Source organism: Pseudomonas sp. LBUM1657, from assembly GCF_059716075.1.
Window position 1 is genome coordinate 3980944 of the sequence record NZ_CP166799.1, and the last position, 16776, is coordinate 3997719.

At 58.9% G+C, this 16776-nt stretch carries 9 protein-coding genes and 1 pseudogene; 5 read left to right on the forward strand and 5 right to left on the reverse strand.

Annotated features, from left to right (window positions below):
* Window positions 1-10: 10 nt before the first annotated feature.
* Window positions 11-568: a chalcone isomerase family protein gene (locus tag ACA055_RS18445; RefSeq protein ID WP_497679963.1), complete on the reverse strand. Its 558-nt coding sequence runs from the start codon at window positions 566-568 to the stop codon at window positions 11-13.
* Window positions 569-775: 207 nt separating this feature from the next.
* Between ACA055_RS18445 and ACA055_RS18450 the strand changes: the two are divergent.
* Window positions 776-1054: pseudogene (locus ACA055_RS18450) on the forward strand (GNAT family N-acetyltransferase); the annotation flags it as partial.
* A 14-nt stretch (window positions 1055-1068) separates the two neighbouring features.
* On the opposite strand, the gene ACA055_RS18455 reads toward ACA055_RS18450, so the two are convergent.
* The gene (locus ACA055_RS18455; RefSeq protein WP_497679964.1) at window positions 1069-1959 is read right to left on the reverse strand and encodes a LysR family transcriptional regulator; all 891 of its coding nucleotides are present in this window, start codon (window positions 1957-1959) and stop codon (window positions 1069-1071) included.
* Between the two features lie 371 nt (window positions 1960-2330).
* Here ACA055_RS18455 and ACA055_RS18460 point away from each other — a divergent pair, with 371 nt between their 5' ends.
* Window positions 2331-3314: an aldo/keto reductase gene (locus ACA055_RS18460; RefSeq protein WP_497684445.1), complete on the forward strand. Its 984-nt coding sequence runs from the start codon at window positions 2331-2333 to the stop codon at window positions 3312-3314.
* A gap of 98 nt (window positions 3315-3412) precedes the next feature.
* Here the strand turns inward: ACA055_RS18460 and ACA055_RS18465 are convergent, their stop codons facing one another.
* From ACA055_RS18465 to ACA055_RS18475, 3 genes are all read right to left on the reverse strand, one after another.
* A complete protein-coding gene (locus tag ACA055_RS18465) occupies window positions 3413-4129 on the reverse strand; it encodes a class I SAM-dependent methyltransferase (protein ID WP_497679965.1) in 717 nt (238 codons plus the stop codon).
* A 218-nt stretch (window positions 4130-4347) separates the two neighbouring features.
* The gene (locus ACA055_RS18470; RefSeq protein WP_497679966.1) at window positions 4348-5043 is read right to left on the reverse strand and encodes a CHAD domain-containing protein; all 696 of its coding nucleotides are present in this window, start codon (window positions 5041-5043) and stop codon (window positions 4348-4350) included.
* Between the two features lie 355 nt (window positions 5044-5398).
* A complete protein-coding gene (locus tag ACA055_RS18475; protein WP_497679967.1) occupies window positions 5399-5827 on the reverse strand; it encodes an Rrf2 family transcriptional regulator in 429 nt (142 codons plus the stop codon).
* A 141-nt stretch (window positions 5828-5968) separates the two neighbouring features.
* Between ACA055_RS18475 and ACA055_RS18480 the strand changes: the two genes are divergently transcribed.
* The 3 genes from ACA055_RS18480 to ACA055_RS18490 all read left to right on the forward strand — a co-directional run bounded on the left by ACA055_RS18480 (window position 5969) and on the right by ACA055_RS18490 (window position 16597).
* Complete coding sequence (locus ACA055_RS18480; protein ID WP_497679968.1) at window positions 5969-6856, forward strand: NAD(P)/FAD-dependent oxidoreductase; 888 nt, start codon at window positions 5969-5971, stop codon at window positions 6854-6856.
* 292 nt (window positions 6857-7148) lie between these two features.
* Entirely contained in the window at window positions 7149-15797 is an 8649-nt protein-coding gene (locus tag ACA055_RS18485) for a GH36-type glycosyl hydrolase domain-containing protein (RefSeq protein WP_497679969.1), read from the forward strand.
* Between the two features lie 74 nt (window positions 15798-15871).
* Complete coding sequence (locus ACA055_RS18490) at window positions 15872-16597, forward strand: Crp/Fnr family transcriptional regulator (protein WP_497679970.1); 726 nt, start codon at window positions 15872-15874, stop codon at window positions 16595-16597.
* Window positions 16598-16776: the final 179 nt, after the last annotated feature.

The window sequence follows — 16776 nt, forward strand, 5'->3', positions numbered from 1 at the left end:
CTCAACCTCCTCACTCCGCCGGCCCGGCCATCCCCAGCAGTCGTTGACGCAGTTGCTTGTCCCGAGTGCGCGGATCAAGCCAGATATCGAAGAAAGCGCGGGCGAATGCAGGGTCGTCGACCCGCCGGCGCAACTGGCCGTCGACGAAGAACGTGCAGCCTTTGCCGGGATGGTAGACCCCGGTGATGCGCATTCCGGGCCGAACATCGACGAAGGCTTCACGCATTTCATTGGACCAGCGTTGGAGGGTGGACTCCTCTAGACGAGCCTCTGCCATGCGCTCCATTTCATTGAGGCTGACCTCCACCAGCGTGTCCCGGGAAAAGACACGGTGATAAGTCAGTTCGAGTGCAAAGGGCTGATCCCAGGTCAGCGGCAACCCAGAGCTCCACAACCGCGCGGTGTATAGACTCACGCCGAACCACGTAAAGTCGCCGCTGCCCACCAGACGCCTATCGGGCAGCGCGGGATGCCAGTCCGCCCAGGCAGGTACGGCGAGTAACATCGCGAACAGCCAGCATATCGACAGACGATGTTCGAGAAAGCGTCTGGAGTTAGCCACGTTCATCAACGTCTCGGCCTTTTTTATAAAATTCTATACAAGACTAGCTCAATGTATAGTTTTTATGCCATCAGTACAGAACGTGTACAATTTTTTACCCCCAAGGGAAGCGTTGAGAACATAGGTTCCGTCGGCAACCCACTGGAGGTCTCCAACTTTATGCGCTAGAGGCTTCTTTGATGATCGTCTTTATGGGGTCGTTTTCAGCCGGTCACGCTCTTTGTCGTCAGACATGACGAGACGACCGCAAAACTGCGAATGCTCTACGTGGATGCGAGTGCCAGAGGCATGGGAATCGGCAATCGGTTGCTTGAAGAAAGTCTGCGATTTGCACGGGGCGCTGGTTACAGGAGCATGATGCTCTGGACAACCAGCGTGCTTTCCGATGCCCGAAAGCTCTATCAAAAGGCGGGTTTTCAATTGGTTGACGAGGAACAGGTACACAGTTTCGGAAAAGACCTCGTCAGCCAGACCTGGGCTCGGGATCTGTAGTGGCGTTGACGGCACTAGGCACCTAAACGCAGCAAGTCCAGCAAAAGTCTGAACGCAGGCTTTGGCTGCCTGCGGCTTGGATAGTAGAGGTGATAGCCGGTCACCGCAGGACACCAATCGTCTAATACACGTACCAGACGGCCTTCCAGGATGTGCTGTTCAACGATGTCTTCGGGGAGATGAGCAAGTCCGACGCCAGCAACCGCAAAGTCCAGCATCAGTGGGACCGTGTTGCAAACCATGTGACCCTCCGCTCGAACCCTTATCTCCCGCCCCTTCTTTGCAAACGGCCAGGACCAGAGCCCACCTGATGTGGGCAGACGCAAGTTGATTCCGACATGGGCTGTCAGATCATGGGGCGTAACGGGTTTGGTCCTGCGTTCGAAGTATGAGGGCGATCCCACCACAGCCTGCCGAAAGTCAGGACCTATACGAACCCCGATCATGTCCTTGGCCACCTGCTCGCCTAGACGAATCCCGGCGTCGTACCGCTGCTCGACGATATCGACCAACGCATAGTCATTGGTGATTTCGACCCGGACCTCCGGGTAATCCAGCATGAGCCTACTGACCGCTGGCGTCAGGATCGTTGCAGATGCGTGTTCTACCGAGGTGATCCTTAGGGTACCTGCTGGTTTTCCGCTTAGCTCGGACAGGTCCGCCAGCCCCGCTTCGATGCCTTCAAAATGTGGACCGATGGAACCAATCAAGCGTTCTCCAGCTTCTGTCGGTGAAACGCTCCGGGTACTGCGAGTCAGCAACTGCACACCCAATTGTTCTTCAAGACGCCTGAGCGTTCGGCTCAGTGCTGGTTGTGACGTCCCCAATTGAGCCGCTGCCTTGGTAAAGCTCCGCTCACGAGCCACCGTCAGGAAAGCAACCAGATCATTAACGCTGTCTCGCATGATTGATATCCAACTGATATAGGTCCATTCCTACCATACCATCTAATCATTTGTAGGGTGCGCTGCTAGATTGGTTCCTCATTCAGTGCGGCTCCACCTCATGAACCCATTCATGACTTCAATGGACTAGTTGCCCTGGTAAGGCATGATCGGACTGACCAGAAGTGCATGCTCATTCGGGAGTTTTTATGGACAGCGACAAGCCGGTAACAGGTTCTGATTTCTTCACCTCTCTTGGCCGTCGCGAGTTCGTGACCAAAGCCGCGCTGACAGGAGCTGCCCTGGTATTCGGGGCTTCGGTATGGGCAGGGTCATCGGCCGCGCCCACCGCTGTTCAGAACTCGCAAAACCCTTCTGGAGGGACTGGCAAAATGAGTAAACGTCATCTGGGTAATTTAGAGGTTTCAGCCATCGGCGCAGGTTGTATGAGCATCAGCGCCAACTACGGCCCACCGGCTGATATTGATCAAGGCATCCGCACGCTTCGAACGGCATTCGACAAAGGTGTCACCTTCTTCGACACCGCGGAAGTGTACGGCCCCTATACCAACGAAGAGTTGGTGGGCAAGGCCCTCAAGCCCTTTCGTGACCAAGTGAAGATCGCCAGCAAGTTCGGTTTCGCCATCGACGGCACCATCGGCCTGAACAGCCGCCCGGAGCACATCAAAAAGGTGGTCGAGGAATCGCTCAAGCGATTGCAGACGGATCGTATCGATCTCTATTACCAACATCGTGTCGATCCCAACGTGCCTATTGAAGATGTAGCCGGCGCTATCAAGGAACTGATCGCAGAAGGCAAGATCCTGCACTTTGGTTTGTCTGAAGCCAGCGCCAGAACCATTCGTCGCGCTCATGCGGTGCAGCCTGTGTCTGCAATCCAGACGGAATACTCATTCTTCCATCGGGACCCGGAGCACAACGGGGTACTCGCGGCATGTGAAGAGTTGGGGATCGGTTTCGTCCCATGGGCGCCGCTGGGTGAAGGCTATCTGACCGGAAAAATGGACGCGAACACCAGGTTCGATCCTGAGACTGATTTCCGAGGAACCTTCCCACGCATGTTCCCTGAAAACATGACAGCGAACATGCCGGTCGTGGAGATCCTGAGAAATGTGGCCACGGCAAAAGGCGGGACACCTGCACAAGTCGCGATTGCCTGGTTACTCGCACAGAAATCTTGGATCGTGCCAATCCCCGGCACTCGCAGAGTCGAACACCTCACCGAAAACCTTGGAGCACTGAATATTCAACTGACAGGCGACGACCTGTTGGCCATGGAGCAGCAGTTCTCAAAATTGACGGTGCATGGCGAGCGCATGTCTGAGATGCACATGCAGCAGATCGACCGTAACTGAACGGCGGGCACTTATCTCGAAGACCCGGTCGCTCTGGGTCGACTGCTGCCCCTGGCAAGAGGCAGAAATCGGTCAGAAACTGCCTCTCACATCGCTGCTCAGACTGCTTTACACGTCAACCAAGCCCCCCAGAACAGGCTGCTGAAAAAACGTGTAGCATCCCCGAAACCCGCGTCATGCAAAAGCTTCTGAAGCGCCGCCTCAGAATGTGGAGGGTCAGCGCCTTGAAGAATTTTCCCAAGCTTGACTTTCACTTCATCCGGGCTGGCTCCGTGCTGCCGCCAACGTTGCCCCCAGGCAGCGAGGAGTAACGGCTGGCTGGCATAGGCATACTGATTGCCGGCGACAATCAGCGGAGCCCCCGGTTTCAGACGAGTCCGAATGGATCGTAAAATTTGTCCTTTGGCATCATCCCCAGCGAGATGATGGAGTACACCGATCAAAGTGGCTGCGTCGTAGGACTTACCTGCCGCCAGGTCTTCAACGTGCCCAAGATGCAGGTCCGTCCTTTCAAGCAGGTTGTTTACGGCTAACTGCTGTTTCGCGGTTTCAAGCATCGGCTCAGATGGATCAACGGCGGTGAAGCGCCAGCCCGGCTCAAGCATGGCCATCGCGATGATCTCCTGCGCCGTACCGCCAGCGCCGACTACCAATATTTTTGCCGAGCCCGTATTGCCAAGGCTTGCCGCGAGCATGCACGCCGCCAAGTCCTGACAGGCGTCATAACCTGCCAGTGCGATACGGCTCTGTCGCCCGTACTCATTGGCCCGTGCGTTATCAAACTTTTCCGCTAAGTTGAGTGGCAATGATTTCAAGGCGGTTCTCCATGTCCTTGAATCAACTTAGGTCATAAACAGCGATAATAAAAATTCATTAATTTTATACATTGCATTCCGAGCAGGAATGACAAACCGCTCGGGGTTCGTCCAAGCGACCGGTGGCATTGGACTTGAGCAGGGCCGTTATCACGTTGCTTCTATGGCGCTGAGCACTACAGTCATCGTTTTTTAGCCACCTGACAGCAGTACTCAGGCTATTCAACACGTGCTCGTTCTTTCGCGGCCATATCAGGCGGTTTTTTGCCTGACGATTTTGGCAACAGTTTTGCCAAGGCGACCAATTGAGCCTCAGCTATTTCGAGAGCGCTTGCTGCGGAACTCAACCAAGCCTTCTCCAGCGGACGCAGGTCGGCTTCGACCAGGGCCTTTTGGCACCATTGATAATGGTCGTGCCAAGAACCTAATGCCGATTGCAGTGCCTTGAGAGAACTCGCAGCTTTACGCGAGAGAGGTGAAAGTATGGGAAAGGCTTCAGTGAGGTAGCGCGTCCGCTTGACCAAAATTCTCAATTCGTGCCGATCAAATTCAGCGTCATCCACGGCAGCATGTAACCGGTCGATCTGCTTTTTCAGCGCTTTTTCAATTTGAGGCAGGACGTGCTTTAAACCACCGTTGACTTCAACTGTGCGAAACGCAGAAGGCCACTCATCCAACTGCACCAATAGGTTGTTGATCGCCGGACTTTTTAGAATCTTGGAGTAGTTTGACGCTAGCCGAGTTTTCCTGAGCTGCGCTTGGACAGGAAAGCCTTTGTCCTCCAACTCCTGAATCATCACCTCTAGATCGCGTGCAGGTGTAGTTAGCCTTCCCACTTCAGCCGCAGCATTACTCAGAGCTACCACCTCGTTCATAGAGCGCATCGGTCGGAGTAAGCTCCTAATACGCCTCACGGCTATCCTGAGATCATGCAAAGCTTCGCTATCAGTTCGCGCCTACAACCTCAAACGAATGATGAGCATCTTCGGTATCTCGGGATTGCTTGAAGCGATCAGGGCGTGAATCCAAGCTGCTTGATCGTCCGTGAGTGGCTGTTTGGGCCGCTGACGCGGCCCAAACAGCATTTACGAACGCCTATGTAGCTGACTAGAGCAATTCGCGCTTCCGTCTGCTGGTTTCGCAGGCAACGCCCGTAGCTATCAGTTTTCGATGTGTGCAGTGTGTTTTCACACAGCCTGGGCCAAAAGCAGACATTCGCATGCCTTTCGGCCAGTCACATCGAAACGCCGGGTTGCAGATCACACAGGTTCAAAGACCCTGATAGCGCCGCTCGAAATCACTGGCCAACTGTTCAAGCGTGACGCTTCCCAAGCGGTTTATAAGCAACGCCTGTGCCGCGTCAAACGCGTCTGTCAGCGCTGCGTTCACCGCTTGTTCGACCAGGCATTGTGGATGGTCGGTCGACAAACCGATGGCGAAGAGCGAAGACGAGCCCAAGGCCTGATGGATGTCCAACAGGGTCATATCCGCCAGCGGTTTCGCCAGCGTCCACCCTCCCCGGTGACCCTTTTCTGAGCGCACATAACCCTTGTCCTTGAGTAGCGCCATGGTCCGCCGGACCACCACCGGGTTGGTACCAAGCATCTGCGCGATGGTATCGGACGTGGCGGGCTGGTCATGGCGAGCTATGTGGATCAATACGTGCAGCATGCGGGACAGGCGCGTGTCATTTCTCATGTAGGACGGTTTCCTGAATTACTGTCGGCGAGTATCGCTCGATACAGCAAAAGTTACGAGACTGTTGACACCCCAACATCATGTAACTTACGTTGTATCTAGAGTTTATTCGACCGGTCAAACATCCAGAGGGACTGATCCATGGTTTATGACGTGATCATCGTCGGCGGTAGCTATTCCGGAATTTCCGCAGGCTTGCAACTGGCACGGGCGCGCCGAAAATTACTGGTGATCGACGCAGGTCAGCGCCGCAATCGGTTTGCTAACCACTCACATGGATTTCTTGGTCAGGACGGCCGCGATCCCGGCACGATAGCCAGCGAGGCACGAGCCCAGTTGCTGGCCTACCCAACGGTGGAGTGGCTTTCTCAACCCGCCGTCCAGGCGAAAACGGGCGACGGTGGCTTTGTGGTAACCGTCGAGAACGGGGAACAATTCGCGACGCGACGTTTGATCCTTGCCACAGGGGTGGTGGATGAGCTGCCCGGGGTTACCGGGCTGTCAGAACGATGGGGGCAGCGAGTGTTTCATTGTCCGTATTGCCATGGATATGAACTGCACGGCGGACAGATTGGTGTATTGGCGGCATCACCACTGGCCATCCACCATGCGCTGATGCTACCGGACTGGGGGCCAACCACATTGTTCCTCAACGAGGTATTCGAGCCGGATGCCGATCAGTTGGCCAATCTGACCAGGCGCGGGGTTACGGTAGTGGTCGAGCCAGTCTTGTCGGTCGGCGGAGAACAAGCCGATGTGACCCTCGCCAGCGGTCGAGTGATCAAACTTGCCGGATTGTTCACCCAGCCTCGGACCCGCATGGGCAGCCCATTGGCAGCGCAACTGGGTTGTGAGTTTGAAGCCGGGCCGACGGGCGAATTCATCAAGGTCGATGCGATGCGCGAAACCAACGTGTCCGGAGTGTTTGCCTGCGGGGATGCAGCGATAGGCGCAGGCAATGTCGCGATCGCCGTGGGGGACGGCGCACGCACGGGCTGCGCGGCACATCAGTCGATGATGTTTCGCTGAACACGAGCGGCGGACGACTGGCGATTACACACGAGACAGAGTGTCCCCGTTAGGTCGATTGCTGTCCTTCCCCATGGGCAGCAATCGGCCAAAAGCAGTCACTCCTGACATTGCTACGAACATCCGAAGAACGCGGGCTATGTTCGCCAGCGAACAGACGAACAGTCCTCCAAGTCTCCACACTCAGGTTGAAAAGCTACGTCCACCAAGCGCTGCTCGGTGCTGGCGCAATGCGTTGGCGCACCTGTAAAAATGCACGCAATTGTATGATGCGTTTCAGGCTCAGGACCTTATGAACAGCATATGGACACGCCTACAGAAGGTATTTTCTCGCTCGTCCGGTTTTTGGCGAACCCGTCTGTTTCCTCCACCTCGATTCAAATACGAGCCCATATTGCGCTCGGAGCTTTTCAGCGCCGACCAGATGGCCAGTCACGGCATCGCCCTGGCCGGGCAGCATCGCCTGACCACGCTGTCCGCACGAGACTCGATGCTGCACAGGCTCGATGACAACGAGGAGTTGCTCAAACGCAGCAGCACAGCGCTGGCCAACGCGCAAGTTTTCAGCCGGCGAGTGACGCCGGCAGCGGAATGGCTGCTGGACAATTACTATCTGATCGAAGAAAACATTCGCACCGCCAGAACGCACCTGCCCAAAGGCTATAGCCGTGAGTTGCCACGCCTGATCAACGGCCCGTCGGCGGGGCTGCCTCGCGTCTATGACATCGCGCTGGAGACCATCTCCCATGGCGACGGTCGAGTCGATGAGGAAAGCCTGAGCCGCTTCATTTTTTCCTATCAGACCGTGATGCCGCTTGCGCTGGGCGAACTGTGGGCGATACCGATCATGCTGCGTCTGGCGCTGATCGAAAACCTGCGGCGAGTGGCCTCCAGGGTCATGGCCAACGCCGACGAGCGCAATCTGGCCGATGACTGGGCCGAACACCTGATCGAAACCTCAGAACGAGACATCAAAAGCGTGGTGCTGACCGTAGCCGACATGGCCCGCTCCGCACCGCCGATGACCGCCGCCTTTGTCGCCGAATTCACCCGCCGCCTGCAGGGCCAGAGTGCAGCGCTGGCCTTGGCGCTTAACTGGATGGAGCAGACGCTGAGTGAGACAGGCTCCAGCATCGAACGCCAGGTGCAGCTCGATGCGCAACAACAGGCAGCAGATCAGGTGTCGATTGGCAACAGCATCGGCAGCTTGCGCCTTCTGTCTGCCACGGACTGGCGCGAGTTCGTCGAGTCGATGAGTCATGTCGAGCAGATTCTCCACGAAGACCCGGCGCAGGTTTACCGGGCGATGGATTTCAGCACTCGCGACAGCTACCGACATGTCATAGAACGCCTTGCCCGCAGAAGCCCCCAGCACTCGGAAATCCAGGTCGCCCGCGCCGCGATCAATCTCGCCGCAGCCGGAACTGCCTCAGTCCCGTGCGAACTGCTGGCGCGCCATGTCGGGTATTACCTGATCAGCGCAGGGCTGCCGACGCTGGAGCGACGACTCGATGCCAAGGTGCCGCTTCATGAGCGCTGGAAACGATTGTTGCAGCAGTCGCCGCTGATGTTTTATCTGGTGCCGGTGGCTGTTCTGACGCTCATCTTCGCCTGGCCTTTGCTGGCCTCTGCGCAGCGCGACGGCATGCCCGATGCAGCGCTTCTGATGATGGCGATTCCCTGCCTGATCATGACCAGCCGACTGGCGATCAGCCTTATAAATTGGTTGGTGACGTTCAGTCTGTTGCCGACGACGTTGCCGAAAATGGATTTTTCCAACGGTATTCCCGATGGCGCGCGAAGCCTGGTGGTGATCCCGACGCTGATCGCCAGCCTGGCCGATGTGGACGAACTGGTGGAAGGTCTTGAAGTACGGTTTCTCGCCAACCGCGACAGCAATCTGTATTTCGCGTTGCTCAGCGATTTTCTGGATGCGCCTGAAGAGGCTCAGCCGCAAGACGCCGAGCTGCTCACACAGGCCTCCCATGCAATCACCCTGCTCAACCGAAAATACGCGGACGGGCTCAGCGACCGGTTCTTTCTGCTGCATCGGCCGCGTCGCTGGAACGCGAGCGAACGCGTGTGGATGGGCCACGAGCGCAAACGCGGCAAGCTGATTGAACTCAATGCCCTGTTGCGTGGCCATGGAGAGGAGCGCTTCAACGCCATCGTCGGCGACATCACGCCATTGCGCGGGGTGCGTTACGTGATCACGCTGGACACCGACACCCTGCTGCCGCGCGATGTCGCTCGCCAATGCGTGGCGGCCATGATGCACCCGCTGAACCGTCCGTTGTTCGACAGTGACGGCGAGCAGATCATTTCCGGCTACGCGGTACTGCAACCGCGAGTGGGCATCAGCCTGACCAGCGCCACGCGCTCGATCTATGCCCGGCTGTTTGGCAGTGATGCCGGCGTCGATCCGTACACCCGGACGGTATCGGACGTTTACCAGGACCTGTTCCAGCAAGGATCCTTCATCGGCAAGGGCATCTACGACGTAGACGCGTTCACCTGCGCCCTGGACGGTTGCTTGCCGGATAACCAGATTCTCAGCCACGACCTGATCGAAGGGTGTTATGCACGATCCGGCCTGCTCAGCGACGTGCAAGTCTACGAGCAATACCCCTCGCGCTTCGGTGCCGATGTCAAACGACGGCATCGCTGGGTTCGCGGCGACTGGCAACTGCTGCCGTGGACATTGCGCTGGGCGCGCAACGCCGACGGCAAGTGGGTGCGCAACAGGCTGAGCGTCATGGCACGCTGGAAGATTCTGGACAATCTGCGACGCAGCCTGGAACCGCTGGCGCTGTTGCTGATGTTCGCATGGGGCTGGTTTGCCAGCAGTCAGCCAATGAACTGGACGCTGACAGTCATCGGATTGATGGTGATTCAACCGTTGCTGCGAGCGGTGACCGATCTGATGCAGCCCCCCGCTAATGTGCCCTATGGGCAATACCTCCGGGCGCTGCTGGGTGATCTGGCACAAGACCTCGCCCGCGTTGGTCTGACGCTCGCCTGGCTGCCCTTCGAGATGTTCTACAGCGCTGACGCCATCCTGCGCTCGCTCTGGCGAATCGGCTTCAGCAGACGCCGACTGTTGCAATGGCAGCCCTCGCGAGAGGTGGAGCGCACCACCGAAAATCGGCTGTCCGGCCTCTATCGCCAAATGTGGATCGAGCCCGTATCGGCCCTGATTTCACTAGCCCTGTTGGTGAAGGATCCGCAGACGCTGGCAATCGCCAGTCCGCTGCTTTTGTCATGGTTAGTCGGCCCCTGGCTCGCTTGGTGGCTCAGTTCGGCACCCAAGCAGTCGGTGTTCGCACCGACGACGGATGATTTGCGCTTCCTGCGGTTGCTGGCGCGCAAGACCTGGGCGTTCTTCGATCAATACGTCGGGCCCGAGGATCACTGGCTACCACCGGACAACGTGCAGGAAGACCCCAGGCCTGCCATTGCCCATCGCACCTCGCCGACCAATATGGGCATGTCGCTGCTCGCCCACCTGGCCGCTCACGATTTCGCTTACTTGAGTACTGAACGGCTGCTGTCCCGGCTTGCGGCGTCGCTGGACAGCATGGGCGGTCTGGAGCGTTATCGGCAACATTTCTATAACTGGTACGACACGCAGACCCTCGAGCCGCTGCGTCCGCATTACGTATCCACCGTCGACAGCGGCAACCTGGCGGGCCTGCTGTTGACCTTGAGCACCGGCATTGCGCAGCTGGCAGACGCCCCGATGTTCGGCCCTGCCGTGATCAAGGGCCTGCGCGATACCCTCGATATCCTTGCAGATTCCCAACGCGCCTCGGGGGCGGATGAATACGCCTTGCCACTGAGAAAAGGCCTTGAACCGATCTCGCAAATTGCGCCCCCTGAGGCGCTGGCAGACCTGCTGCACACGGCTCGCATCATGGTCACCAGCCAGCCAGCGGACACCGACGAGGAAAGCCTCTACTGGCGAGAAGCGTTTACCCGTCAATGCATCGACTGGACAGAAGAACTGCAGCGTTATCGCCTCCCTGCCCCCTCGGTCACGATTGAATCGCCTCGTACTTTGCGTCAACTCGCCAGCCTGAACCCCGCAGACTGGGCCCCCGAGCATCACCCTGAAGTCGTGCGAGTCCGCAGTGACGCCGCGCAGCGTCTGGAAACCCTGAAGCATCTGGCGTTATTGGCCACGTCGCTGGCGCAGATGGATTTCTCGTTGCTTTACGACCACCAGCGTGACTTGTTTGTCATCGGTTACAACGCCGAGGAGTGCAGGCTCGACACCGGTTACTACGACCTGCTGGCGTCCGAGGTGCGGCTGACCAATTACGTGGCCATCGCTCAGGGACAAATCCCCCAACGCGCCTGGTTCACCCTAGGAAGGCTGCTGAGTGAAAACGCGGGCGTACCGACGTTGCTGTCCTGGTCGGGCTCGATGTTCGAATACCTGATGCCCATGCTGGTGATGCCTAACTTCGAGGGCAGCCTGCTGGACCAGACTTGCCGCGCCGCCGTGTCGGTGCAGATCGAACAGGGCAACAGGCTGGGCATTCCGTGGGGCGTTTCGGAGTCGGGTTACTCCACCGTCGACGCGCACTTCAATTATCAATACCGCGCCTTCGGCGTTCAGGCTCTGGGGCTCCAACGCGGGCTGAACAATGACATTGTGATAGCGCCCTACGCCAGCGCCCTGGCGTTGATGGTCGATGCCGATGCGGCCTGCAAGAACTTGCAACGCCTCGCCCTGCAAGGCTCCGCTGGACGTTTCGGACTGTATGAAGCCGTGGATTACACCGAGGCCCGCTTACCCCGCGGCCAACACTTCGTCGTGGTCCGGTCGTTCATGGCTCACCACCAGGGCATGAGCTTGCTCGCCTTGACCAGCCGACTGCACGATCAACCCATGCAACAGCGATTCGAGGCCGACCCGGCGCTGCGATCAGCCCTGCTGCTGCTACAGGAGCGGGTGCCGAAATCCGCCGCGCCGTACCTGCAAACCGCACAGTCGCCAGTACTCGGCGATGTTGGCCAAGGCCAGGATACGGGGCTTCGGGTGTTCTCCGATCCAGGACGCAAGCGTCCGGCCGTGCAGTTGCTCTCCAACGGTCGCTACCACGTCATGCTGACCAGCGGCGGCGGTGGTTACAGCCGCCGTAATGAAATGGCGATCACCCGTTGGCAGGAGGACACCTCACAGGACAATTGGGGGATGTTCTGCTACCTGCGCGATGTCCAGAGCAACACGGTCTGGTCGGCTGCGCATCAACCGACGATGCATCAACCCGAGAGCCACGAGGCGATCTTCTGTGATTCCCGTGCAGAGTTCCGTGCGCGCAACCTGGATTTCGACACGCACCTGGAGATTGTTGTCTCGCCTGAAGACGACATCGAACTGCGCCGCCTGCATGTCACCAACCGAGCGTCATCGGCCAAGACACTGGAGATCACCACCTACGCCGAAGTCGTGCTGACAACCCCGGTCAACGACGCGATGCACCCGGCGTTCAGCAAGCTGTTCGTGCAGACCGAATTACTGCCTTCGCTTCAGGCCATTATCTGTAGCCGCCGCCCCCGGGCCAGCGATGAACCGACGCCGTGGATGTGCCATTTGCTGGCGGCACACGGGGTGGACATCGATGCGATCTCGTACGAAACCGATCGCGCCCGGTTCATCGGCCGAGGACGCAGCCTCGTGTCACCCGCCGCCCTTAATGCCGATTGCCAGCGCTTGTCAGGCAGTGCAGGCCCGGTGCTCGATCCGGTGATCGCGATTCGCTGCAGGATTACCCTGCAACCCGGTCAACAGGCCACCATCGACCTGGTCACCGGTGTCGCCGACAGCCGTGATGACTGCCTTTACCTCATCAACAAATACCGCGACCGCCACCTCGCCGACCGCGTGTTCGACCTGTCCTGGACCCATAGCCAGGTGCTTTTGCGCCAGCTCAACGCCTCGTTGTCCGACGCCCGTCTGTTCGAGCAGATGGCCTCGTCGTTGCTTTATGCGAACGCCTCGATGCGCGCCAACCATGCGGTGCTGATTGCCAATCGCCGCAATCAGCCGGGGCTTTGGGGTCAGGCCATCTCCGGCGACCTGCCCATCGTGTTGCTGCAAATCCAGAGCCTGGACAACATTGCCCTAGTGCAGCAATTGATTCAGGCCCACGCCTACTGGCGACAAAAAGGGTTGGTGGTCGATTTGCTGATCTGGAACGAGGATCAGGCGGGCTATCGCCAGCAACTGCAGGACGCAATCCTGGGCCTTATCACCTCAGGCAGTGAAGCCACTCTGCTGGATCGCCCGGGCGGAATTTTTGTGCGCCCCGCGCAGCAGATGTCGAATGAGGATCGCGTGCTGTTCCTCTCGGTTGCCAGGCTGGTGCTGAACGAAGATCTGGGCGGCCTGGCCGAACAGATTCATCGGCGCAAAGTATCACCGGTGCACGCGCCGTTTGTGGCGACCCGGCATTTTCAGGCTCGGCCGGCATCGGTACGACCGAACCGTCCCTTCCTGCTGTTGAGCAACGAATATGGCGGCTTCAGCGCCGATGGCGGTGAGTACATCATCACCGGGCTCGCGCCCGATCCGACACCCGCGCCCTGGGTCAACGTGATCGCCAATGCACATCTCGGCACGGTGGTCTCGGAAGCCGGCAGTGCCTATACATGGGCGGAAAATGCCCATGAATTTCGCCTGACGCCCTGGCACAACGATCCGGTCACCGATCGCAGCGGCGAAGCCATTTACCTGCGTGATGAAGAGACCGGACACTTCTGGTCTGCAGCGCCTCAACCCTGCCCCGGACAAGGCCCGTACCAGACCCGTCACGGTTTCGGTTACAGCGTGTTCGAACATGAAGAAGACGGCATTTACAGCGAGCTATGGATCTACGTGGCGCTGGATGCGCCGATCAAATTCTCGCGGCTAGTGTTGAGCAACCGCTCGGGACGCCGCCGGTCATTGTCGGTCACAGGGTATGTGGAATGGGTGCTGGGCGATCTGCGCAGCAAATCGGCGATGCATGTGGTCACCCAATCGGATCCCGCCAGCGGGGCCTTCTTCGCCCGCAACGCCTACTCGGTGGAGTTTTCCGAGCGGGTGGCGTTCTTCGACACCGACACGATCGATCACGGTGTCAGCGGTGACCGTACTGAATTCATTGGCCGCAATGGCACCCTCGCCTCACCGGCAGCGATGCAGCACGCCGGTCTGTCCGGGCGCATGGGCGGCGGTCTGGACCCTTGTGCCGCCCTGCAAGTGTCGATCGAACTCGGCGAGGGCGATACCCGGGAAGTCATTCTGCGACTGGGGGCGGCGTCTTCCAGTAACGCCGCCACCCAGCTGGTGCAGCGTTATCGGGGCAGCCTGGTGGCCGCCGAGGAATTGCATAAAGTACGGGAACACTGGCGCTCATTGCTCGGGGCGATTCGTATTGAAACGGGCACCCCTGCGGTCGACGTCATGGTCAACGGCTGGTTGATGTATCAGGTCATCGCGTGCCGTTTCCAGGCCCGAAGCGGCTACTACCAGTCAGGTGGCGCCATCGGGTTCCGCGATCAGTTGCAGGACAGCATGGCGATGATCCATGCCGATCCGGTAGCCGTGCGCGCGCACCTGATGCTGTGCGCCGGCCATCAGTATGTGGAAGGCGACGTGCAACACTGGTGGCACCCGCCGATGAATCGAGGGGTTCGCACCGCCTGCTCCGATGACTTTTTGTGGTTGGTGGCCGCCACCAACCGCTATGTCGAAATAACCGCTGACGTGGGTGTGCTGGAAGAGGTCACCGGATACCTGGAAGGACGCCAACTGGTGGCCGGCGAAGAGTCCTACTATGACCTCCCCGGTGTATCGCCCCTGCGAGAGTCCCTGTATCAACACTGCGTGCGTGCCATTGAACACAGCCTGCGCCGCGGTCATCACGGGTTGCCGCTGATGGGCTCCGGGGACTGGAACGACGGCATGAATCGCGTCGGCCACCTGGGTGCAGGTGAAAGTGTCTGGCTGGGTTTCTTCAGCTATCAGGTGCTGGAGCAATTTGCGGTGACCGCTCGCCTGCATGGTGATCACGCATTTGCCAAACGCTGCAGCGACAGCGCGGTGACACTGCAACGCAACCTCGATAAAACGGCCTGGGACGGCGCCTGGTACCGCCGCGCCTGGTTTGACGACGGACAAATGCTCGGCTCGGCGAGCAATGAAGAATGTCGTATCGATTCCATTGCTCAAAGCTGGTCAGTGCTGTCGGGGGCCGGCTCTGCCGTCCGCCAGATCAAGGCCATGCAGGCATTGGATGAGCATCTGATCAAACGCGACATCCGCGCCGTGTTGCTGCTCGATCCCCCGTTTGACAAGGGCGCCCTGGACCCCGGCTACATCAAGGGTTACGTGCCTGGCGTGCGCGAGAACGGAGGTCAGTACACCCATGCTGCCGTTTGGGCGGGCATGGCGTTTGCGCAGTTGGGTGAAGCCGGCAAAGCATGGGAACTGCTGAATCTGATCAACCCCGCCGCGCCTGCCAACAACGCTCAAATCGAGACCTATAAGGTCGAGCCCTATGTCATGGCCGCGGATGTCTACGGCACCGCGCCCCATGCCGGTCGCGGTGGCTGGACCTGGTACACCGGCTCTGCGGGCTGGATGTACCGGCTGATTGTCGAGTCGTTGCTGGGCGTACAACGCAGCGGCCGTACGCTCAAAATCGAACCGCTGATACCCGTCGATTGGCCGGGCTTCCTTTTGCACTACCGCTTCGGCAAAACCCTCTACCACTTTGATGTGCGTCAGGGCAGTTCGACCTTGACCTCGATGACCCTCGACGGCCAGCCATTGAAAGACGCTGCGCTGACGCTGGATGATGGCGGTCTGGAGCATTGGGTCCGGGTAGATTGTCGCGCCCGGTCACCCAGGCCCCAGGCGCTGGAATTCGAGCATGTCGCCGATGAATAGACATTGATCACCCGCCAGGCGTGCATGGGAGTACCCTGAGCGGGCCCCCCCTGTTCCGCCACGGATGCTCTGTCATGCATGCCTCCCCCAAGCCAAGCCACAATCATTTGCTGGCGGCGCTCCCGGCCGTCGACCTCCAGCGCCTTGTCCCGCACCTGGAGCAGGTCAGTCTGGCGCTGGGCGATGTGCTGTATGAACCGGGGGACACCCTGCGGCACGTTTACTTCCCGACCGACGCCATCGTTTCCCTGCTGCATGTCACGGAAAACGGCTCGTCAGCAGAAATCGCCGTGGTCGGCAACGAGGGTTTGATCGGCATTGCGCTGTTCATGGGCGGCGAAAGCACCTCCAGTCGGGCGGTGGTGCAAAGTGCCGGTGGTGCATTTCGCCTGCCTGGGCAAAAGCTCAAGAAAGAGTTCAACCGTCATGGCGATCTGCTCCTACTGATGCTGCGTTACACCCAGGCGCTGATCACGCAGATGTCACAGACCGCCCTGTGCAATCGCCATCATTCGATCGATCAGCAATTGTGTCGATGGCTGCTGTTGTCGCTGGATCGCCTGCACGGCAATCGCCTAAACATGACCCAGGAGCTAATCGCCAACATGCTGGGCGTGCGCCGCGAAGGCGTCACGGAAGCGGCGGGAAAACTGCAGCGTCAAGGCGTCATCGAGTACAGCCGGGGCCAAATCACGGTTCTGGACAGAGCGCGCCTTGAACGGCTCAGCTGCGAGTGCTACCTGGTGGTCAAGACCGAAACCGATCGGCTGTTGCATTACACCCGTCGTCAGGACGAGTGATGCTTTCGAATGGATTGCCGGCGGCAATACCGGCTGCCCCTTATACCTGTCAGCGAGCGGATGTTGCTCCCGCTAACCTCGCATAAGACTCGGGTGAACAAGCGCTCCAGGGACGGATACAGCGCGAACAGTGGGTCACGATTGATCGATGACCCGCGTAGCTTTAGCGTAGTCCCGAA

Bases quoted from the DNA above. Each gene is read 5' to 3' on its own strand.
- ACA055_RS18490 (WP_497679970.1), top strand. From the start codon at position 15,872: ATGCATGCCTCCCCCAAGCCAAGCCACAATCATTTGCTGGCGGCGCTC.
- ACA055_RS18485 (WP_497679969.1), top strand. From the start codon at position 7,149: ATGAACAGCATATGGACACGCCTACAGAAGGTATTTTCTCGCTCGTCC.
- ACA055_RS18445 (WP_497679963.1), bottom strand. From the start codon at position 568: ATGAACGTGGCTAACTCCAGACGCTTTCTCGAACATCGTCTGTCGATA.
- ACA055_RS18480 (WP_497679968.1), top strand. From the start codon at position 5,969: ATGGTTTATGACGTGATCATCGTCGGCGGTAGCTATTCCGGAATTTCC.
- ACA055_RS18475 (WP_497679967.1), bottom strand. From the start codon at position 5,827: ATGAGAAATGACACGCGCCTGTCCCGCATGCTGCACGTATTGATCCAC.
- ACA055_RS18460 (WP_497684445.1), top strand. From the start codon at position 2,331: ATGAGTAAACGTCATCTGGGTAATTTAGAGGTTTCAGCCATCGGCGCA.
- ACA055_RS18455 (WP_497679964.1), bottom strand. From the start codon at position 1,959: ATGCGAGACAGCGTTAATGATCTGGTTGCTTTCCTGACGGTGGCTCGT.